The organism is Mycobacterium paraense, from assembly GCF_002101815.1.
Taxonomy (GTDB): domain Bacteria; phylum Actinomycetota; class Actinomycetes; order Mycobacteriales; family Mycobacteriaceae; genus Mycobacterium; species Mycobacterium paraense.
Genome location: NZ_LQPM01000003.1, coordinates 25,208 through 45,035 on the forward strand (window position 1 = coordinate 25,208; position 19,828 = coordinate 45,035).

Below are 19,828 nucleotides of genomic sequence, written 5' to 3' on the forward strand. Positions count from 1 at the left end.
CATAATTGTCCGCATGGTCCGAGGAGGCGTGTCCGGTCTGGTGACCGGCGCGGTCTTCAAAACCGTCGAACGGCAGACGCTGCCGCTGGCGGGTTCGATTCCCGTCCGCCTCCGCCATACTTCGTCGAGCCCGAGATGAGCGACCCGCGCCGGCGGGTGCCCGGCACCGACACGCTGCTCGCCGACCCGCGCCTCGCCCAGGCCGAGCGGGTGTTGGGCCGCGCGCTGGTGAAGTCGGTGATCGCCGACGCGCAGCAGCGTGCGCGCGCCGGAGAGATCGAGCCCGAACGCGTCGTCGAATGCGCGGTCGCCGCGCTGCCGCCCACCGCCTCGAGCCTCCGCCCCGTCATCAACGCCACCGGCGTGGTGGTGCACACCAACCTGGGCCGCGCGCCGCTGTCCCGGGCCGCCGTGGACGCGGTGGTCGCCGCGGCGGGCACCACGGACGTCGAGTTCGACCTCGCGACGGGCCGGCGCGCGCGCCGCGGCCGCGGGGCGCTGGCCGCCCTGGCCCAGGCGGTGCCGACGGCCGGCGGCGTCCACGTCGTCAACAACAACGCCGCCGCGCTGCTGCTGGCCGCCGTCACGTTGGCGCCCGGCAAGGAGATCGTGCTCAGCCGCGGCGAGCTCGTCGAAATCGGCGACGGGTTCCGCATCCCCGAGCTGCTGGCGTCCGCGGGATCGCGGCTGCGCGAGGTCGGCACCACCAACCGCACCAGCCTGCGCGACTACACCGACGCCATCGGGCCGGAGACCGGTTTCGTGCTGAAGGTGCACCCGTCGAACTTCCACGTCACCGGGTTCACTTCGGCGGTGAGCGTCGCGGAGTTGGCGCGGGTGCTGGCCGAGCGCGACGTGCCGCTGGTGGTCGACATCGGCTCCGGGCTGCTGGCCCCGCATCCCGCGCTGCCCGACGAGCCGGACGCGGCGTCGATGCTGGCCGACGGCGCGGACCTGGTCACCGCGAGCGGCGACAAGCTGCTGGGCGGCCCGCAGGCCGGCCTGCTGTTCGGCGACGCCGGGCTCATCGAGCGGCTGCGCCGCCACCCGTCGGCGCGCGCCCTGCGCGTCGACAAGCTCACCCTCGCCGCGCTGGAAGCGACCCTGACCGGCCCGCCGCCGCCGGTGCACCAGGCGCTCGCCGCGGACGCCGCCCGGCTGCGGGCCCGCGCCGAATCGCTCGCCGCCCAGTTGCCCGGGGCGGTGGCGGTGGACTGCGTTGGGGCCGTCGGCGGCGGCGGGGCGCCGGGCGTCGAGCTGCCCAGCGCCGCCGTGAGCCTGCCCGAGTCGTACGCCGCCGCGCTGCGCGCCGGCAGCCCGCCGGTGGTCGGGCGCCTCGAGGCCGGCCGCTGCCTGCTCGACCTGCGCACGGTGGCGCCGGAGGACGACGCGCTGCTGGCGGCGGCGGTGCTGGCGTGTTCGTCCTAGCCACCGCGGGGCACGTCGACCACGGCAAGTCGACCTTGCTGCACCGGCTCACCGGGATGTGGCCGGACCGGCTGGCCGAGGAGCAACGCCGGGGCCTGACCATCGATCTGGGCTTCGCCTGGACCGACATCGGCAGGCGTCAGCTGGCGTTCGTCGACGTGCCGGGCCACGAGCGGTTCGTGGCCAACATGCTGGCCGGGGTGGGCGCCGTCCCGGCCGTCGTGTTCGTGGTCGCCGCCACCGAGGGCTGGATGGCGCAGTCCGAAGAGCACCTGGCGGCGCTGGACGCCCTCGGGGTGCGCCACGGGCTGGTGGTGATCAGCAAGGCCGACCTCGCCGACCCCGGACCGGCCGTCGCGCAGGTGTCCGAGCGGTTCGCCGCGACGTCGCTCGGCGGCGTCCCCGTCGCGATCGGCACCGACCTCGATGCGGTGCGGGCGGAGCTGCTGGCGCTGACCGAGCGGCTACCGCCCCCCGACCCCGGCGCCGACGTGCGGTTGTGGGTCGACCGGAGCTTCAGCGTCCGCGGCGCGGGCACGGTCGTGACCGGCACGCTGGGCGCCGGCACGGTGCGGGTGGGCGACGAGCTGGAGGTCGCCGGGCGGCGCGTCACCGTCCGCGGGCTGCAGTCGCTGGGCCGCGGTGCGGACGCGATGGGCCCGGTCTCGCGGGTCGCGCTCAACCTGCGCGGCGTGGACCGCCACGACATCGGACGCGGCGATGCCGTTCGGACGCCGGGCGTTTGGCTGGAGACCGCGGAGATCGACGTCGGCCTGCGGTCGCCGGACGCCTTGCACCGCCAGCTCGTCCTGCACATCGGGTCCGCCGCGGTGCCTGTTCAGGTGCGCCCGCTGGGCACGGCCGCCGCGCGGCTGCGGCTGGCGAAACCGCTGCCGTTGCGCGTCTCCGATGTCGGGCTGCTGCGCGATCCCGGCGAGCACCGGATCGCGGCGGGCGTCGAAGTCCTCGACGTCCACCCGCCCGGGCTGCGCCGACGGGGCGCGGCCCGCGACCGCGCCGCCGAGCTGGCAACCGGCGGTGCGCACCCGCCCGACTGCGCGCGGGCGGCCGACCTGCGTGCCATGGGCCTGCCGCTTTCCGGTGTTCGGGTGGGCGACTGGGTCGTGGACCCGGGGTGGTGGGCCGAGCGCCGCGAGGGCGCGACCGCGGCGGTACGGCGCTGGGCGGACCAGCACGACATCGCGGCGGGGATGCCGCTGGAGGCGCTGCGCCAGCGTGCCGGGCTCCCCGCGGCCGAACTGCTGGCGCCGCTGCTGGCCGGCACCGGCCTCGAGGTGATCGACGGGTTGGTCCGCGCGCCCGGCGCGGGCCTGCCGCCCCGCGTCGACAAGGGCGTGCGCGCGATCGAGGAGTGGCTGGCCGCCGAGCCCTTCCGCGCGCCCGAGGCCGACGAGCTGGCCGACCTGAAGCTCGGGCCCCGCGAGCTGGCCGCGGCGGTGCGCGCCGGCCGGCTGACCCGGATCGCCGACGGTGTCGTGCTGGGACCCGGCGCGCTGGACCGAGCGGCCGCGGTCCTCGCCGCGCTGCCCCAACCGTTCACCGTGAGCGAGGCGCGCCGCGCGCTCGGCACCACCCGTCGGGTCGCCGTGCCATTGCTGGAGCGACTCGACGCGCAACGCGTCACGCGGCGCGGCGGGGACGGCACCCGGACGGTCGTCTGACCGGCCCGTGCTCGGTTCCCGCGCGAAAGACGTTGCGGTGGAACCGGTTCCGGATCAGCGGCCTACAGTCGCTCCTTCACCGCCGCCGACAGCCGCGCGCCGTCGGCCTTGCCGGCCGCGATCGCGGTGGCCGCCTTCATCACCAGCCCCATCTGCTTCATGCCCGGCCGCTCGCCGATCTCCTCGGCGACCTGCGCGATCGCGGTGTCGGCGACGTCGGCCAGCTCGGCCTCGGTGAGCGGGGTGGGCAGGTACTCGTCGATGATCCGCGCCTCGGCGTGTTCGCTGGCGGCGAGCTCACCGCGACCGTTTTGGGTGTAAATCTCGGCGGCCTCACCGCGCTTCCGCGATTCCCTGGCCAACACCTTGATGACGTCGTCGTCGGAAAGCTCGCGCGCCTGCTTGCCGGAGACCTCCTCGGTCTGGATCGCGGCCAGCAGCATGCGCAGCGTCGCGGTTCGCAACTTGTCCTGGGACTTCATCGCCTGGGTGAGGTCGGCCCGCAGCCGGGATTTCAGTTCCGCCATGCCTGAGACGCTACGCGCCGGGGCAGCGGTCAAGATTGTGAAATGCCCGGACCGCCGACAGGATGGAGCCCATGACGAACGACTGGCCCGGTTGCGAAGGTGGCTGCGAAGGCCTCAGCACACGGTGAACGCGCCGCCGCCCGGTTATCCGGTTGTTCCCCCCGCCTACGGGCCCCCGCCGGCCTATGGCCCCCCGCCCGGCTACGGCGCCGCGCCCGGCTACGGCCCGCCACCGAGCTATGTCCCGCCACCCGGTTACGGCCCGCCGCCGGGGTATGGCCCGCCGCCCGGTTACGGTCCGCCGCCGGGGTATGGCCCGCCGCCCGGTTACGGGGCGCCCTACGGTCCGCCGCAGTTGGTGCCCGGGGCGATCAAACCCGGGATCATCCCGCTGCGCCCGCTGACGCTCAGCGACATCTTCAACGGCGCGGTCGGCTACGTCCGGGCCAACCCTCGGGCCACGCTGGGGCTGACCGCGATGGTGGTCGTGCTCATGCAGCTGATCTCCCTGGCGGCGACGTTCGGCCCGCTGGCCGCCTACGGCAGGATCACGATCGCGCGCTCCAACGAGCTGAGCGGCGGCATCGTCGGCGCCTGGATGGCGTCGATGGCCGCCGGAATGCTGGTCACCTGGCTCGGCGGCATGCTGCTGTCCGGCATGCTGACCGTCATCGTCGGCCGGGCGGTGTTCGGATCGCCGATCACGATCGGTGAAACCTGGCTCAAGATCCGGGGGCGCCTGATCCCGTTACTCGGGCTGGCGCTGCTGGAAGCCGCCGTGCTGGCGGTCCTTTTCGGGCTGGTGGCCGTCGCCATCGCGTTGTTGGCCGTGGCCGGCGGCCCGGCGCCCGCGGTGCTGCTGGGGCTGCCGCTGGTGCTCATCGTGATCGCGTTGCTGGTCTACCTCTACACCGTGGTGCTGTTCGCGCCCGTACTGATCGTCCTGGAGCGGCTGCCCGTCTTCGAGGCGGTCACCCGATCGTTCGCGTTGGTGCGCAACGGCTTTTGGCGGGTGTTGGGCATCCGGACCCTGACGTTCATCGTGGCGTCCTTCATCGGCAACGCCGTCGCGGCGCCGTTCGCCATCGGCGGCCAGGTCCTGCTCGCCGCCATGACCCCGTCCACGGGCGGCCTGCTGCTGAGCACCGCGATCGCCGCCGTCGGGACGGCGATCGGCCAGATCATCACCGCGCCGTTCAACGCCGGTGTGATCGTGCTGCTCTACACCGACCGCCGGATGCGGGCCGAGGCGTTCGACCTGGTGCTGCAGAGCGGCGCCGCCGGCGGGCCGTACGCGGCCGAGTCCACCGACAACCTATGGCTGACCCGACCGGTATAAGGACCCACTGACCGTGCCTTCCATCGACATCGACCGCGATGCCGCCCATCAGGCCGCACAGATCGAGCTGAACAAACCGATCTACTCCCAGGGTTCCGCGGCCCGGCAATTCGCCGAGTGGCTCAACGAACAGTTGTACCGGCTGCTCGAAAAAACCGCGAAGATACCGGGCGGATGGTTCACCACCACCGTGCTCCTCATCCTGCTGGCGGTAGCGGTGGTGGTCGGCATCCACATCGCGCGACGCACCATGCGCACCAACCGCGGGGGCGATTACCTGCTGTTCGAGGCCGCCCAACTCACCGCCGCCCAGCATCGTGCCACCGCCGAAAGCTATGCGGCAGAGGGGAATTGGTCGGCCGCGATCCGGCACCGGCTGCGCGCCGTCGCGCGGCAGCTCGAGGAGACCGGCGTGCTGGAGCCGGCCCCCGGACGCACCGCCAACGAGCTCGGCCGAGATGCCGGCGGGGCGCTCCCCCACCTGGCCGACGAATTATCCCGGGCGGCTACGGCATTCAACGACGTGACGTATGGCGAGCAGCCCGGGACCGAGGCCGCCTACCGGATGATCACCGACCTCGACGATCATCTGCGGTCCCGCGCACCGGCTACCCCGGCGATGGCCGGCCGGCCCGCCGCTTCCGAAGCATGGGCGCACGTCCGGTGACGGCCACCGTCGCGGCGCGTCCGGCGGCCGGGTCCGCGAAGCCGGCACGGCGCTGGGGACCGTGGGCCTGGGCGGTTCTCACCATCGTGGTGCTGGCCGCCATCGCCGGCCTCGGCGCCTACCTGACCGCGCCGCGGCCCGGCGACCGGATGGACCCGGAATCGACGTTGCCCGACGGGGCGCGGGCGCTGGTGACGCTGCTGCGCGACGGCGGCGTCGAGGTCGTGGTCGCCGACACCATCGCCGACGTCGAACGCGCCGCCCGGCCCGGCACGCAGATCCTGGTGGCACAGAGCCAATTCCTCAGCGACGCCACGCTGTTGGATCGGCTGGCGAAGGTACCCGGCGACCTGCTGCTGGTGGAACCGACGGCACGCACCCGTGAGGCGCTGATGCCGGGCGTGCGCAAATCGGTCGGGAGCATTTCCTTCGACAGCAACCCGAATTGCACGCTGCGCGAGGCCAATCGCGCCGGGAGCGCTCGGTTCGGGCCGAGCGACACGTACCAGGCCACCGACGCCCGCGCCATGACCAGCTGCTACGACGGGGTGCTGATCCGCTACCGGGACAACGGGCGGACCGTCACGGCCGTCGGCAACACCGACTTCATGACCAACGGGGGCCTGTTGCAGGCGGGCAACGCCGCGCTGGCGATGAACCTCGCGGGCGGCCGGCCCCGCCTCGTCTGGTACGCGCCGCACCGCGTCGAGGGTGAAACATCCGCGCCGTCTTCGGTTTTCGATCTGATCCCGGAGAACGTCACCTGGATCGTGTGGCAGCTGTGCCTGGTCGTCCTGCTGGTGGCCCTGTGGAAGGGCCGCCGGCCCGGGCCGCTGGTGGCCGAAGAGTTGCCGGTCGTGGTGCGAGCCTCGGAGACCGTCGAGGGCCGCGGCCGGCTCTACCGCTCGCGGCGGGCCCGCGATCGCGCCGCCGCCGCCCTGCGCACCGCGACCGTGCAGCGGTTGCTGCCCCGCCTGGGCCTCGGCCCCGGCGCGCCGGTACCGGCGGTGGTCGCGACCGTGGCCCAACGCACCGGCGCCGACCCGGGATTCGTCTCCTACCACCTGTTCGGGCCACCCCCGGCCACCGACCAGGACCTGTTACACCTCGCCCGTGCGCTCGACGACATCGAAAGGCAGGTCACCCACACGTGACGCAACCATCTACCGCCCAGACGCCCGCAACCGATTCGGCGCGCGAGGCGCTGCTGGCGTTGCGGGCCGAGCTCGCCAAGGCCGTCGTCGGGCAGGAGGGGGTGGTCAGCGGCCTGGTGATCGCGCTGCTGTGTCGCGGCCACGTCCTGCTGGAAGGCGTTCCGGGAGTGGCGAAGACACTGCTGGTGCGGTCGCTGGCGGCCGCGCTGCAGCTGGAGTTCAAGCGGGTGCAGTTCACCCCCGACCTGATGCCGGGCGACGTGACGGGCTCGCTCGTGTACGACACGCGCACCGCCGCATTCGAATTCCGGCGGGGTCCGGTGTTCACCAACCTGCTGCTGGCCGACGAGATCAACCGCACCCCGCCCAAAACGCAGGCCGCGCTGCTCGAGGCCATGGAGGAGCGTCAGGTCAGCGTGGAAGGCGAGGCCAAGGCGCTGCCCGACCCGTTCATCGTCGCCGCGACGCAGAACCCGATCGAGTACGAGGGCACCTACCAGCTGCCCGAAGCGCAACTCGACCGCTTTTTGCTCAAGCTGAACGTGACGCTACCGGCGCGCGACGCGGAGATCGCCATCCTGGCCCGGCACGCGCACGGCTTCGACCCGCGCGACCTCTCGGCGATCAAGCCGGTCGCCGGGCCCGCCGAGCTCGCCGCCGGACGCGAAGCCGTGCAACAGGTCCTGGTCGCCGACGAGGTGCTAGGCTACATCGTCGACATCGTCGGCGCCACCCGATCCTCCCCCGCACTGCAGCTCGGGGTGTCGCCGCGCGGGGCGACCGCGCTGCTGGCCACCGCGCGCTCCTGGGCGTGGCTGTCCGGCCGCAACTACGTCACCCCCGACGACGTCAAGGCCATGGCCCGCCCGACGCTGCGGCACCGGGTGATGCTGCGCCCGGAGGCCGAGCTCGAAGGGGCCACGCCCGACGGCGTGCTCGACGGGATCCTGGCGTCGGTTCCGGTGCCGCGCTAGTGATCCTGACCGGACGCACCGGGCTGGTGGCGCTGATCTGCGTCCTACCCATCGCGGCAGCGCCTTGGCCCGCAAGGGCTTTCGTCGTCCTGCTACTCGCTCTGTGCGCGGTCGTCATCGCCGATGCGGCGCTGGCGGCCAGCCCCCGCGGACTGCGCTATGCCCGGTCGCCGGACTGCTCGGCGCGACTCGCGCAGCAGGTCGACATGGACCTGGTGATTCACAACGACGGCCGCCGCCGGTTCCGCGGCCAGGTGCGCGACGCCTGGCCGCCCAGCGCGCGCGCCGAACCACGCAGTCATGCCGTGAGCATCGCCGCCGGGGAACAACAGCGGGTCCAGTCGCGGCTGCGGCCGGTTCGTCGGGGCGATCAGCGCGCGGCGCTGGTCACCGCGCGGTCGGTCGGGCCGCTGGGCCTGGCGGGGCGGCAGGGTTCGCAGGCGGTGCCCGGTCAGGTCCGGGTGCTGCCGCCGTTCCTGTCGCGCAAGCACCTGCCGTCGCGGCTGGCCAAGCTGCGCGAGATCGACGGCCTCCTGCCGACGCTGATACGCGGGCAGGGCACCGAATTCGATTCGCTGCGTGAGTATGTCGTCGGCGACGACGTGCGGTCGATCGACTGGCGCGCGACGGCGCGCCGCTCCGACGTCGTGGTCCGCACGTGGCGGCCCGAACGCGATCGGCGCGTGGTCATCGTGCTCGACACCGGACGCACGGCTGCGGGACGCGTCGGCGTCGACCCGACGTCCGCCGATCCGGCGGGTTGGCCCCGGCTGGACTGGTCGATGGACGCCGCGTTGCTGCTGGCCGCGCTCGCATCCCGGGCCGGCGACCACGTCGACTTCCTCGCCCACGACCGGGTGAGCCGCGCCGCAGTGTTCGGCGCGTCGCGCACCGAGCTGCTCGCCCAGCTGGTCGAGGCGATGGCCCCGCTGCAGCCCGCACTGATCGAACCCGATTGGCGCGCAATGGTTGCCGCCGTGCTGCGGCGCACCAGGCGCCGTTCGCTGGTGGTACTGCTGACCGACCTCAACGCGACCGCGCTGGACGAGGGGCTGGTGCCGGTGCTGCCCCAGCTGTCGGCCAAACACCACGTGATGATCGCCGCGGTCGGCGATCCCCGCGTCGACCAGATGGCGGCCGGGCGCTCGGACGCGGCGACCGTGTACGACGCGGCGGCCGCCGAACGCTCCCGCAACGACCGGCGCGCGATCGCCAGCCGGCTGCGCCACAGCGGGGTGGAGGTCGTCGACGCGCCACCCGCCGAGATCGCGCCCGCGCTGGCCGACCACTACCTGGCGATGAAAGCGACCGGCCGGCTTTAGCTTTCGGCCCGAGGCGGCCTAGCCGGTCGGGACGACGTCCGGCGCGTCCTCGACGTCGCCGGTCTCGCCGGCCCTGGCCGCGCGGCGACCGAAGTACACGATGTAGGACAGGAACGCCGCCTCGGCGATCACCCCGATGCCCACCCGGACGAACGTCGGCAACGGGGACGGCGTCACCAGGGCTTCGATCAAACCCGAGACCAGCAGCACCGCCACCAGCCCGACGGCGACCGAGACGACGCCGCGGCCCTGCTCGGCGAGGACCTGCCCACGCGGCCGGTCCCCGGGCGAAATCACCGACCACCCCAATCGCATCCCCGTCGCCCCGGCCAGGAACACCGCCGTCAGCTCCAGCAGCCCGTGCGGGGCCAGCAGCCCCAACAGGATGCCGCCCTTGCCGGCCTGGAACATCAGGCCCGCGATCAGCCCCAGGTTCGCGGCGTTGTTGAACAGGATGATCGGGATCGGCAGCCCCAACACGACCGACATGGCGATGCACTGGGCCGAAACCCAGGAGTTGTTGACCCAAACCTGCAGGGCGAACGCCGCGGCGGGGTGGTCGCTGTAGTACGACGCCACATCGTGGTTTACCAATTCGTCTATGTCACTTGGCGTTCCGAGGGCCGACTGCACCTCCGGGTTGACGGCCACCCAGATCGCGATGACCACCACGACGGCGAAGAACGCGGCCGCGGTGCCCACCCACCACCGCCACGTGCGGTACGCGACGACCGGGAACGACACCGTCCAGAACCGGGCGAACGTCCTGCTCAGCGGCGCGTGGGCGCCGGTCACCACCGACCGGGCCCGCGCGATCAGGCTGGAGAGCCGACCGATCAGCAGCGAATCCGAGGACGACGACCGCAGCATCGACAGGTGCGTGGACACCCGCTGGTAGAGCTCGACGAGCTCGTCGACCTCGGCGCCGGTCAGGGATCGGCGCCGTTTGACCAATTGGTCGAGCCGGTCCCACGTTGCGCGATGGGTCAGCACGAATGCGTCGACGTCCACGCTGCGCAGCCTAATCGCCCTGTACCGTTCGGTGTTATGTCGGAGGTCGTCACCGGGGATGCCGTGGTGCTCGATGTGCAGATCGCCCAGTTGCCGGTGCGGGCGGTGGGTGCGCTGATCGACATCGCGGTGATCTTCGTGGGCTATGTGCTCGGCCTGATGCTGTGGGCGGCCACCCTCACTCAGTTCGACAGCGCCCTGAGCGCCGCGATCCTGCTCATCTTCACGGTCCTGGTGATCGTCGGTTATCCGCTGCTGTTCGAAACCGCCACCCGTGGGCGATCGGTCGGCAAGATCGTGATGGGCCTGCGCGTGGTGTCCGACGACGGCGGCCCAGAACGCTTCCGCCAGGCGCTGTTTCGCGCGCTGGCGTCCGTGGTCGAGATTTGGATGCTCGCGGGAAGCCCCGCCGTTATCTGCAGCCTGTTGTCCCCGAAGGCCAAGCGCATCGGCGACGTCTTCGCCGGCACGGTGGTGATCAGTGAACGCGGGCCTCGCTCCGACCCGCCGCCCGTGATGCCGCCGTCGCTGGCGTGGTGGGCGGCCTCATTGCAGTTGTCGGGCCTGGATGGCGGCCAGGCCGAGGTCGCGCGCCAATTCCTTTCCCGCGCACCACAACTCGACCGCCAGTTACGCCAGCAGATGGCGTACCGAATCGCCGGTGACGTCGTGTCGCGCATCGCCCCGCCACCGCCGCCCGGCGCCCCGCCGGAGCTGGTGCTGGCCGCGGTGCTCGCCGAGCGGCACCGGCGCGAGCTGGCGCGGCTCCGCCCCGCGATGCCCCCGGCCGGGCCGTGGCCCCAACAGCGTCCGCCCGGCTGGCCCCCTGCGCCACCGGCGGGCGCGCCCTGGCCGCAACCGGGCCCGGCGACGCCAGGTGCGCAACCGGGTGGCTTCGCCCCGCCGGTCTAGCCGGACACGGCCGCCGCCATCAGGGCGACGTCGAGGATCAGGAGCGCCCAGCCGACCAGCGGGACCGCGATGCCCCCGCGGCGCTTAGCGGTGAAGAACGAGATGACGATGACGACGAAGGCCACGACGGGCGCGCCGTAGAACGCGACACCGAAGTCGATGCCGCCGCGGCCCAGGTTCTGGCACGTGCGCTCGCTGCACCCGTCGGTGCTCATCACCGCGCCGAGCGCGAAGAGCATCACGATGGCCGCGGCGGGCACCGTCGCCAGCGCCAGCCCCCAGTTGACCCAAGGCCACGCATTGCGGCCGCGGCCGCGGTCGCCCGGCGGGGCCTCGGCCACGCTTCGGGCTTCGCCGCCGACGGTCACGTTGTTGTCAGCGTCCATCCCACTGTTCCTACCCGCGGTCCGTGGGAGGCAAACCGCGCGAGGGCGGCGACCTCGATTTCTCTTCCCGCAGGTCAGGCGGCTGCGGAGGCCACGCACCGGGTTGTTTCGGAATATCTTGTTGCATCGCGTTAGTTTCCGATATATCGTGATACTCCGAAGCGCACGACCGGTGCGCTTCCCCACAACGTAAGGACTAGCAACATGAGCAACCCATTCACTCCGCCCGAGGGGCCGTTCGCCCCCCGGCCCGGTTTCGGCTTCGGCTTCGGCCCCGGCCCCCTGGACCGGCGCGCCCTGCACGACGCCAGGCGCCAGGCCCGACGGGAATTCCGTGAACACCTCCGCGACCACAGCGGCGATCGCTTCGGCCCCGGTTTCGGACCTGGCTTCGGCCCCGGCTTCGGGCCGGGTTTCGGCCCGGGATTCGGCTTCGGTCCGGGCGGCCGGCGCGGGTCACGTCGTGGCGGCCGCGGCCGTGGCCGCCGCGGTGACGTGCGAGCGGCCATCCTGGCCCTGCTGGCCGAGCGGCCGATGCACGGCTACGAAATGATCCAGCAGATCGCCGAGCGCAGCAACGGAATCTGGAAGCCCAGCCCCGGGTCGGTGTACCCGACCCTGCAGCTGCTGGACGACGAGGGCCTCATCAGCGCCAGCGAAACCGACGGCAGCAAAAAGCTTTTCACGCTGACCGACGAGGGCCGCGCGGCCGCCGAGAAGATCGAGACCCCGCCGTGGGACGAGATCGCCGAAGGCGCCGATCCCGGCCAGGTGAACCTGCGGGCCGCGATCGGCCAGTTGTTCGGCGCGGTCGCGCAATCCGCGCACACCGCCACCGCCGAGCAGCAGCAGCGCATCGTCGAGATCCTCAACAACGCCCGCCGCGAGGTCTACGGCATCCTCGGCGAGGACTGAACCCCGGCAGCGGCGGGCCCTGGATCAGGTCACATCGACCCAGTCCAGGGTCCGCTGCACCGCCTTGCGCCAGCCCGCATACCCCGCGGCGCGCTGGTCGTCGTCCCACGACGGCGTCCAGCGCTTGTCCTCTTGCCAGTTGGCCCGCAGGTCGGACGGGTCCGCCCAGAACCCGACCGCCAGTCCCGCCGCGTAGGCGGCGCCGAGCGCGGTGGTCTCGGCGACCACCGGCCGCACCACGTCCACACCCAGCACGTCGGCCTGGATCTGCATGCACAAGTCGTTTCCGGTGATGCCACCGTCGACCTTGAGCACCTCAAGGCGCACACCGGAATCCGCCTGCATCGCGTCCACCACGTCGCGGCTCTGGTAGCAGATCGCCTCCAGCGTCGCGCGGGCCAGGTGCGCATTGGTGTTGAACCGCGACAGCCCGACGATCGCGCCGCGGGCGTCGGATCGCCAATACGGGGCGAACAGCCCCGAAAACGCCGGGACGAAATAGACGCCACCGTTGTCGGGAACCTGGCGGGCCAGCGACTCGCTCTGCGCGGCGCCGCTGATGATGCCCAGCTGATCGCGCAACCACTGCACCGCCGAGCCCGTCACCGCGATCGAACCCTCAAGCGCGTACACGGGTTTGGCGTCGCCGAACTGGTAGCAGACGGTGGTCAGCAGGCCGTTGTCCGACCGCACGATCGTCTCGCCGGTGTTGAGCAGCAGGAAATTGCCGGTGCCGTAGGTGTTTTTGGCCTCCCCCTCGGCCAGGCACACCTGGCCGACCATCGCCGCGTGCTGGTCGCCGAGGACGCCGGTGATCGGCACCTCGCCCCCGAGGGGCCCCGACTCCAGCGTCACGCCGTAGGGCTGCAGCGGCGACGACGGCGCGATCGCGGGCAGCATCGCGCGGGGGACGGAAAAGAACGACAACAGCTCGTCGTCCCAGTCCAGCGTCTCGAGGTTCATCAGCATCGTGCGGCTGGCGTTGGTCACGTCGGTGACGTGCACGCCGCCCCGCGGGCCGCCCGTGAGGTTCCACAACACCCAGGTGTCGGCGGTGCCGAAAAGGGCGTCACCGCTTTCGGCGGCCTCGCGCACCCCGTCGACGTTTTCCAGGATCCACTGCAGCTTGCCCGCGGAAAAGTAGGTCGCCGGCGGCAGGCCGGCCTTGCGGCGAATCACGTCGCCGCGACCGTCCCGCTGCAGCGCCGACGCGATCCGGTCGGTGCGGGTGTCCTGCCAGACGATCGCGTTGTAATACGGCCGCCCGGTCCGCTTGTTCCACACCAGCGTCGTCTCCCGCTGGTTCGTAATGCCCAGCGCCAAAAGCTCCTTCGGCGACAGGTTGGCGCGGTTCAGCACCGACATGAGCACCGACGACGTGCGCTCCCAGATCTCGACCGGGTCGTGCTCGACCCACCCGGCGCTGGGCAGGATCTGCTCGTGCTCGAGCTGATGGCGCGCCACCTCGGCGCCGTCGTGATCGAAGATCATGCACCGGGTGCTCGTGGTGCCCTGATCTATGGCGGCTACGAATTCCGCGGACTCGGCCAACGAGCTCTCCTCCACCCATGTCGGACGTGCACGCTCCATGATGGTCTACCCGCGCGGCGCCCGTCCGCACAGGTCAGCCTGTCGCCCTTGCGTTAGGGCCGGTAAACCTGTTCCATCGGCGGTGTGGGCGAAGAGGTCAAGCGCACCACGTACGACCGCGCGCAGCGCGAGGAATACCGGCGCAAGGTGCGGCTGTGCCTGAACGTCTTCGAGACGATGCTTGCTCAGTCGCGCTTCGATGCGGACCGGCCGCTCACCGGCATGGAGATCGAGTGCAACCTCGTCGACGCCGACTACCAGCCGGCCATGTCGAACCGTGTCGTGCTGGACGCGATCGCCGATCCGGCGTACCAGACCGAATTGGGCGCCTACAACATCGAATTCAACGTGCCGCCCCGGCCGTTGCCCGGCCACACCGGGCTGGACCTGGAGGCCGAGGTGCGGGCCAGTCTCAACGACGCCGAGCTCAAGGCGAATTCGGGCGGGGCCCACATCGTGATGATCGGGATCCTGCCCACGCTGATGCCCGAGCATCTCGACGACAACTGGATGAGCGAATCGAAGCGGTACGCGGCGCTCAACGACTCGATCTTCTCCGCGCGCGGCGAGGACATCCCGATCGACATCTCCGGCCCTGAGCCGCTGAGCTGGCGGGCCGCGACCATCGCGCCCGAATCAGCCTGCACCAGCATGCAATTGCATCTCCAGCTGGCGCCCGAGGAATTCGCCGCCAACTGGAACGCCGCCCAGGTCCTGGCGGCCCCGCAACTGGCGATGGCGGCCAACTCCCCGTACTTCTTCGGCCACCAGCTGTGGTCGGAGACGCGGATCGAGGTGTTCTCGCAGTCCACCGACACCAGGACCGAGGAGCTCAAGGCCCAGGGCGTGCGGCCGCGGGTGTGGTTCGGCGAACGGTGGATCAGCTCGGTGGTCGACCTGTTCGACGAGAACCTCCGGTACTTTCCTTCGCTGTTGCCCGAGGTGTCCGACGAGGACCCCGTCGCCGAGGTGGCGGCCGGGCGCACCCCACAGCTCGCGGAATTGCGGCTGCACAACGGCACCGTGTACCGGTGGAACAGGCCGGTGTACGACGTCGTCGACGGGCGCCCGCACCTGCGGCTGGAGAACCGGGTGCTGCCGGCCGGGCCGACCGTCATCGACATGCTCGGCAACGCCGCCTTCTATTACGGGGTGCTGCGCGCCCTGTCCGAGGCGGAGGACCCGCTGTGGAACAGAATGGGTTTCGTTGTGGCACAGGCGAACTTCCTCGAGGCGGCCCGCCACGGCATCGACGCCCGGATGCACTGGCCCGGCGTCGGCGAAGTCACGGCCACCGAACTGGTCCTCGACACGCTGCTGCCGATCGCGGACGACGGCCTGCGCCGCTGGGGCGTCGACGCCGAGGTGCGCGACCGTTTCCTGGGCGTCATCGAGGGCCGCGCCCGCGCCGGCCGCAACGGGGCGACCTGGCAGGTGTCCACCGTGCGTACCCTGGAGGACGGCGGTATGAGCCGGCCCGCGGCACTGGCCGAGATGCTGCGACGGTACTGCGAACACATGCACGCCAACGAGCCGGTGCACACCTGGGATCTATAGCAGCGCAAAGGGGTAACCATGTCGTCCGACATCATGGATTGGGACAGCGCCTATCGCGAGGAGGGCGAATTCGAGGGCCCGCCGCCGTGGAACATCGGTGAGCCGCAGCCGGAGTTGGCGGCGCTCGTCGAGGCCGGGAAGTTCCGCAGCGACGTGCTGGACGCCGGCTGTGGGTTCGCCGAGCTGTCGCTGGCGCTGGCCTCGCAGGGGTACACCGTGGTCGGCATCGACCTCACGCCGACGGCCGTCGCGGCGGCCACCAAAGCGGCGCAAGAGCGCGGCCTGAGCACCGCCAGCTTCGTGCAGGCCGACATCACGTCCTTCACGGGGTACGACGGGCGCTTTTCGACGGTCGTCGACAGCACGCTGTTCCATTCGCTACCGGTGGAGGGCCGCGACGGCTACCTGCGCTCGATCCACGGCGCGGCCGCGCCGGGGGCCGGCTATTTCGTGCTGGTGTTCGCCAAGGGCGCCTTCCCCGCCGAGATGGATCCGAAGCCCAACGAGGTCGACGAGGACGAGTTGCGCGCCGCAGTGAGCAAGTACTGGGAGATCGACGAGATCCGGCCCGCCTACATCCACGCGAACATTCCCCCGATGTCCAACGCGCCGTTCGAGTTTCCGCCGCACGACCGCGACGAGAAGGGGCGGATGAAGTTGCCGGCCTACCTGCTGACGGCGCACAAGGCCGGCTGAGCTCCAAAGCGTCAGATGGTGCCGTAACCGGTGAGGGCGGTACCGATGAACGCCAACTCCGCGAGCAGGGCGCTCGAGTTGGATTGCAGCTCGCTGATGTAGCTGGTCGCCGGCGGGATCAGGAACTGCCCGAAGGTGATGGGTTCGATCGTGGTGTTGGGGATGTGGACGTGGGGCAGGCTGAACGCGTCGACGCCGACGGGCGGGATGGTCAGCGGCGCCGTGGCGAACGCCGGCCAGCCGAGCTGCGGCAGCGTGAAGCCGCCGACTCCGATCGGTGGGATGGTGAGCGGCGCCGTGGCGAACGCCGGCCAGCTGACCTGCGGCAGGGTGAAACCGCTGACCCCGATGGGCGGAACGGTGATGGACGGGATGTTGAAGCTCGAAAGGCCGATCGACGGGAAGACGTAGTCGCCCGAGCCGCTGGGATTGCCGATGGTGAGGACCGGCAATTGAAATTGTCCGATTTGGATGCCCGGGAAGTTGATCGTGCTGATAAAGCCTTGCGTGTGGAAACCGAAATTCGGTGCGAAATCGAACCCGTGGAGAACGATGTCATAGTTGGGCGCGATGATGTTGCCGGTATTAAGGCTGAGCACCGTCACATCTCCGCTGCCGCCCGTGATATTTATATCCGGAAACTGTATCTGGGGGAAGTTGAATCCCGGGATCGTCACGGTGGGCAGGCTCCAGTTGCTGAGGACGATCTTCGGCGTCTGGAACTGCGGAATATCGATGGACGGCAAGCTGATCGGCGGCACCGAGATGGTGGGCGTCGTTATCTGCGGCAGGCTGAATGCGCCCACGGTCACGCCGGGCGGAGTCGACCCGGCCGGTATCGTGATCGACGGTATCGCGAGTTGCGGCAAGTTAAACGGGCTCACCGTTACATTCGGGGGCGTGGTCCCGGCCGCAATGTTTATGGACGGAATAGTCAACTGCGGCAGATTGAAAGCCGAGAGGTTGATCGGGTTGATGTTCACTTCCGGCAGGATGACCCCGGGCGTGCTGACGGTGACCAGGATTCCGGCCTGGCTGATCTGGAGATTGATGATGTCGCCGTACAGGGTGAACGTTTGTACGGTCGCGGCGGGTACGGCCGCGGCGGCCGCCTGGCCGACCTGCCCCGCATTAGCGGCCTCGGCGCTGACATACGCCGACGCACCGGCACTCAGCAGGCTTTCGAACTCCGCATGGAACGCCTGCGCTTGTGCGTTGAGGGCCTGGAATTGCCGGCCGGCGCTGCCGAACAGCGAAGCGATCGCGACGGATACCTCGTCCGCGGCGGATGCCGCTATCCCCGTGGTCGGGCCGGCGGTCGCGGCGGCGTCGGTCAGCGAGGCACGAATACCCGCCAAGTCCTGGGCTGCACCCTGCACCAGGTCCGGCACGGTGATCACATACGACATCTCCATCTCCTTTCAGGCCCGCCACGAAGAGAAGGGCGCGCCGAATGACGCCGCGGCAGAACACAATTCACCGACCAGCCCACACCGCGCCGCCGCCTCCAACATCGGAGCAGATCGCATTCGGCACCCTTTCTGACCAACTCGTCATCAAGAGGCGTGCCGTCGCGGGCCGACCCTTACCCCGGGCGCGCGCTAGGAGAAACCTACCCCACACGTGCCTAATAAGCACAGTGCTTTTCATACTTTTCGTCAAAATCAGCCGTACGGATTCCCAAATCGGTATCTTCGGCCCGCGTCCCGCCGCAGGCCAGTTGCCTCTCGCCCGCGGAAGCCAGGATCAGCGCCTCGGCAAGACCTCGCGTTCCGACAGCCGCGGCGAGAAAGTCATGCGAAGATTCCGCCGGTCCCGAGCGTGCTCACCTGACGCCGCACGAGGCGACTTCCACGCTCGTTCGTTGCGCCGGCGCTCGGCTCGGCGTCAAGCGGCGGGTCAGCCGATGAGGCTGCCGCCGACGAACTCCAACTCTGAAACAAAGGCGTTCACGTTGGCGGCTGCGGTGCTGATGTAGCTGGTCACCGGCGGGATCTGGAACTGGCCGATCACGAGGGGTTCGATGGCGATGTTGGGGATGAGGACGTCGGGCAGGCTGAATGCGCCGAGGCCGATGGGCGGGATGGTCAACGGCGGCGTGGCGAAGCCGGGCCAGCTGAGCTGCGGCAGCGTGAAGTTGCCGACGCCGATCGGCGGGATGGTCAACGGCGCCGTGGCGAACCCCGGCCAGCTGACCTGCGGCAGGGTGAATTGGCCGAGGTTGATGGGCGGAATGGTCAGGCCCGGGATATTGAAACCGGAAAGGCCGATGGGCGGCAGGGTAAATCCGCCAATGCTAATGGGAGGGATGTTGAATGCGTTGATATAGCCCGGGGTGTTTAAGCCCAGCGATGCCACGATGTCGAAGTTTTCAAGGTTGACGGTTATGGGACCAGGGATCAAAGGCCCGAGACCGCCAATAGTGACGAGCGTTTGATTATTCCCCATAACAGCGAGATCCGGGAATTGTATCGACGGAAAACCAATCGTGGGAATGCCGATCGAGGGCAAGTTGAAGCCCGGTACCGTCACCGAGGGCAGGGTTATCGGCGGCACCGCTATGGTGGGCGTGGTTATCTGCGGCAGGCTGAATGATCCGACCGTTACGCCGGGCGGCGTCGACCCGGCCGGGATGTTGATTGATGGCAGTGTGATTTGCGGCAAGTTGAATGCGCTCAGCATGACATTGGCGGGCGTCGTCCCGGCCGGAATGCTTATCGGGGGAATAGTTATCTGAGGCAGGCTGAAAGCGGAGAGATTTATCGGCGGTACGTGCACCGCTGGCAGGAGGATTCCGGGGGTACCGATTGAGACCAGAATGCCGCCGGTCTGCTCAATTTGAAGGTTGATGATGCCGCCGAGCAAGTTGATCGACTGTGTGACCTGGGCGGGTACGGCCGCCGCGGGCGCGGCCAGGGAGACCCCATTCGCCGCATCGGTCAGGAGTTGCCCCGCGTTCGTGGCCTCGGCGGCCGCATATGCCGCCGCGCCGCCGCTCAACAGGCTTTCGAACTCGGCCTGGAATGCCCGCGCTTGGGCGCTGAGAGCTTGAAATTGCTGGCCGGCGCTGCCGAACAGCGCAGCGAGCGCCACCGAAACCTCGTCCTGGGCGGCGGCCGCGATCCCGGTGGTGGGGCCCGCGGTCGCAGCGGCCTGGGCGAGCGAGGCTCGAATGCCCGCCAGGTCCTCAGCTGCACCTTGCACGGCTTCCGGCACGGTGGTCACATACGACATCGCTATCTCCCTTCACACGCACAGCAAACGGCGGGGTAATTCATCGAGAAGTCAACGACGGGTGGAGCGGTAGCTCCGGCCGTCGTCCGGTATGCCAGACATTGCCCGGGCGCGGCGGCTGGCCCTGACGCGGCCGGGTCGAATGAGATTGCCACCGAAGCCAATTCACCGGCCACCCCATTCCAGGACGCTGCCGCCTCCGGCACCGGGGCGGACCCGGCTCCGGCGGGGATCAATGAGGTATTGAATTCTGGGGAGAGCACAGAGATGTTCATCCGCAAACCCCTTCGGACCAGCGCGCCATCGAACTGGAGCTCCGGCCGCAGGGACCAAGGCCCCTAACCGGCGCCCCACCACGGCTGCCCGAATTGCCGAGTGTGAGGTCTAACAATTACCGCATTTTCATACTTTTAGTCAAGGATTCGGCGAAAAGC

18 protein-coding genes and 1 tRNA gene are annotated in these 19,828 nt (G+C 70.2%); 12 read left to right on the forward strand and 7 right to left on the reverse strand.

Annotated features, from left to right (window positions below):
• The first annotated feature begins 22 nt into the window (after positions 1-22).
• From AWB89_RS01285 to AWB89_RS01295, 3 genes are all read left to right on the forward strand, one after another.
• Positions 23-117 (forward strand) — tRNA-Sec (locus AWB89_RS01285).
• Between the two features lie 18 nt (positions 118-135).
• On the forward strand, positions 136-1,428 hold the full coding sequence (gene selA, locus AWB89_RS01290; protein WP_085171226.1) for an L-seryl-tRNA(Sec) selenium transferase: 1,293 nt from the start codon (positions 136-138) through the stop codon (positions 1,426-1,428).
• The gene (locus AWB89_RS01295) at positions 1,416-3,110 is read left to right on the forward strand and encodes a selenocysteine-specific translation elongation factor (RefSeq protein WP_085171227.1); all 1,695 of its coding nucleotides are present in this window, start codon (positions 1,416-1,418) and stop codon (positions 3,108-3,110) included. Before selA ends, AWB89_RS01295 begins: the two co-directional genes overlap by 13 nt.
• 62 nt (positions 3,111-3,172) lie before the next feature.
• Here AWB89_RS01295 and AWB89_RS01300 read toward each other — a convergent pair whose 3' ends face one another.
• A complete protein-coding gene (locus tag AWB89_RS01300) occupies positions 3,173-3,637 on the reverse strand; it encodes a GatB/YqeY domain-containing protein (RefSeq protein WP_085094920.1) in 465 nt (154 codons plus the stop codon).
• Between AWB89_RS01300 and AWB89_RS01305 the strand changes: the two genes are divergently transcribed.
• From AWB89_RS01305 to AWB89_RS01325, 5 genes are read left to right on the forward strand one after another with little or no spacing between them, the layout of a single operon-like run.
• A complete protein-coding gene (locus AWB89_RS01305) occupies positions 3,636-4,976 on the forward strand; it encodes a DUF7847 domain-containing protein (protein WP_142282400.1) in 1,341 nt (446 codons plus the stop codon). The two genes, AWB89_RS01300 and AWB89_RS01305, sit on opposite strands and share 2 nt — an antisense overlap.
• Before the next feature lie 13 nt (positions 4,977-4,989).
• Complete coding sequence (locus tag AWB89_RS01310; protein WP_085171229.1) at positions 4,990-5,643, forward strand: DUF4129 domain-containing protein; 654 nt, start codon at positions 4,990-4,992, stop codon at positions 5,641-5,643.
• The gene (locus AWB89_RS01315) at positions 5,625-6,797 is read left to right on the forward strand and encodes a DUF4350 domain-containing protein (RefSeq protein WP_193791351.1); all 1,173 of its coding nucleotides are present in this window, start codon (positions 5,625-5,627) and stop codon (positions 6,795-6,797) included. Before AWB89_RS01310 ends, AWB89_RS01315 begins: the two co-directional genes overlap by 19 nt.
• A complete protein-coding gene (locus AWB89_RS01320) occupies positions 6,794-7,771 on the forward strand; it encodes an AAA family ATPase (protein WP_085171230.1) in 978 nt (325 codons plus the stop codon). Before AWB89_RS01315 ends, AWB89_RS01320 begins: the two co-directional genes overlap by 4 nt.
• A complete protein-coding gene (locus tag AWB89_RS01325; protein ID WP_085171231.1) occupies positions 7,771-9,093 on the forward strand; it encodes a DUF58 domain-containing protein in 1,323 nt (440 codons plus the stop codon). Before AWB89_RS01320 ends, AWB89_RS01325 begins: the two co-directional genes overlap by 1 nt.
• An 18-nt stretch (positions 9,094-9,111) precedes the next feature.
• Here the strand turns inward: AWB89_RS01325 and AWB89_RS01330 are convergent, their stop codons facing one another.
• Positions 9,112-10,104, reverse strand: coding sequence for a stage II sporulation protein M (locus AWB89_RS01330; RefSeq protein ID WP_085094932.1), 993 nt, complete (start codon positions 10,102-10,104; stop codon positions 9,112-9,114).
• 36 nt (positions 10,105-10,140) lie between these two features.
• Between AWB89_RS01330 and AWB89_RS01335 the strand changes: the two genes are divergently transcribed.
• Positions 10,141-11,016, forward strand: a complete 876-nt coding sequence (locus AWB89_RS01335; protein WP_085171232.1) for an RDD family protein — start codon at positions 10,141-10,143, stop codon at positions 11,014-11,016.
• On the opposite strand, the gene AWB89_RS01340 is transcribed toward AWB89_RS01335, so the two are convergent.
• Positions 11,013-11,402 (reverse strand): hypothetical protein, encoded by a 390-nt coding sequence (locus tag AWB89_RS01340; RefSeq protein ID WP_085171233.1) that lies wholly within the window; start codon positions 11,400-11,402, stop codon positions 11,013-11,015. The genes AWB89_RS01335 and AWB89_RS01340 overlap by 4 nt on opposite strands.
• A gap of 204 nt (positions 11,403-11,606) precedes the next feature.
• Here AWB89_RS01340 and AWB89_RS01345 point away from each other — a divergent pair, with 204 nt between their 5' ends.
• Positions 11,607-12,317, forward strand: coding sequence for a PadR family transcriptional regulator (locus AWB89_RS01345; RefSeq protein WP_085094938.1), 711 nt, complete (start codon positions 11,607-11,609; stop codon positions 12,315-12,317).
• 24 nt (positions 12,318-12,341) lie between these two features.
• On the opposite strand, the gene glpK is transcribed toward AWB89_RS01345, so the two are convergent.
• Complete coding sequence (gene glpK, locus AWB89_RS01350) at positions 12,342-13,907, reverse strand: glycerol kinase GlpK (RefSeq protein ID WP_142282401.1); 1,566 nt, start codon at positions 13,905-13,907, stop codon at positions 12,342-12,344.
• Positions 13,908-13,991: 84 nt separating this feature from the next.
• Here glpK and AWB89_RS01355 point away from each other — a divergent pair, with 84 nt between their 5' ends.
• The gene (locus tag AWB89_RS01355; protein ID WP_085171234.1) at positions 13,992-15,464 is read left to right on the forward strand and encodes a glutamate-cysteine ligase family protein; all 1,473 of its coding nucleotides are present in this window, start codon (positions 13,992-13,994) and stop codon (positions 15,462-15,464) included.
• Positions 15,465-15,482: 18 nt separating this feature from the next.
• A complete protein-coding gene (locus AWB89_RS01360; RefSeq protein WP_085171235.1) occupies positions 15,483-16,160 on the forward strand; it encodes a class I SAM-dependent methyltransferase in 678 nt (225 codons plus the stop codon).
• 11 nt (positions 16,161-16,171) lie between these two features.
• Here AWB89_RS01360 and AWB89_RS01365 read toward each other — a convergent pair whose 3' ends face one another.
• The 3 genes from AWB89_RS01365 to AWB89_RS01375 form a co-directional block, all read right to left on the reverse strand.
• Positions 16,172-17,569: a PE family protein gene (locus tag AWB89_RS01365; RefSeq protein ID WP_139830547.1), complete on the reverse strand. Its 1,398-nt coding sequence runs from the start codon at positions 17,567-17,569 to the stop codon at positions 16,172-16,174.
• Between the two features lie 490 nt (positions 17,570-18,059).
• Complete coding sequence (locus tag AWB89_RS01370) at positions 18,060-19,394, reverse strand: PE family protein (protein ID WP_085094946.1); 1,335 nt, start codon at positions 19,392-19,394, stop codon at positions 18,060-18,062.
• Between the two features lie 2 nt (positions 19,395-19,396).
• Positions 19,397-19,669, reverse strand: coding sequence for a PPE domain-containing protein (locus tag AWB89_RS01375; RefSeq protein WP_085171236.1), 273 nt, complete (start codon positions 19,667-19,669; stop codon positions 19,397-19,399).
• Positions 19,670-19,828: the final 159 nt, after the last annotated feature.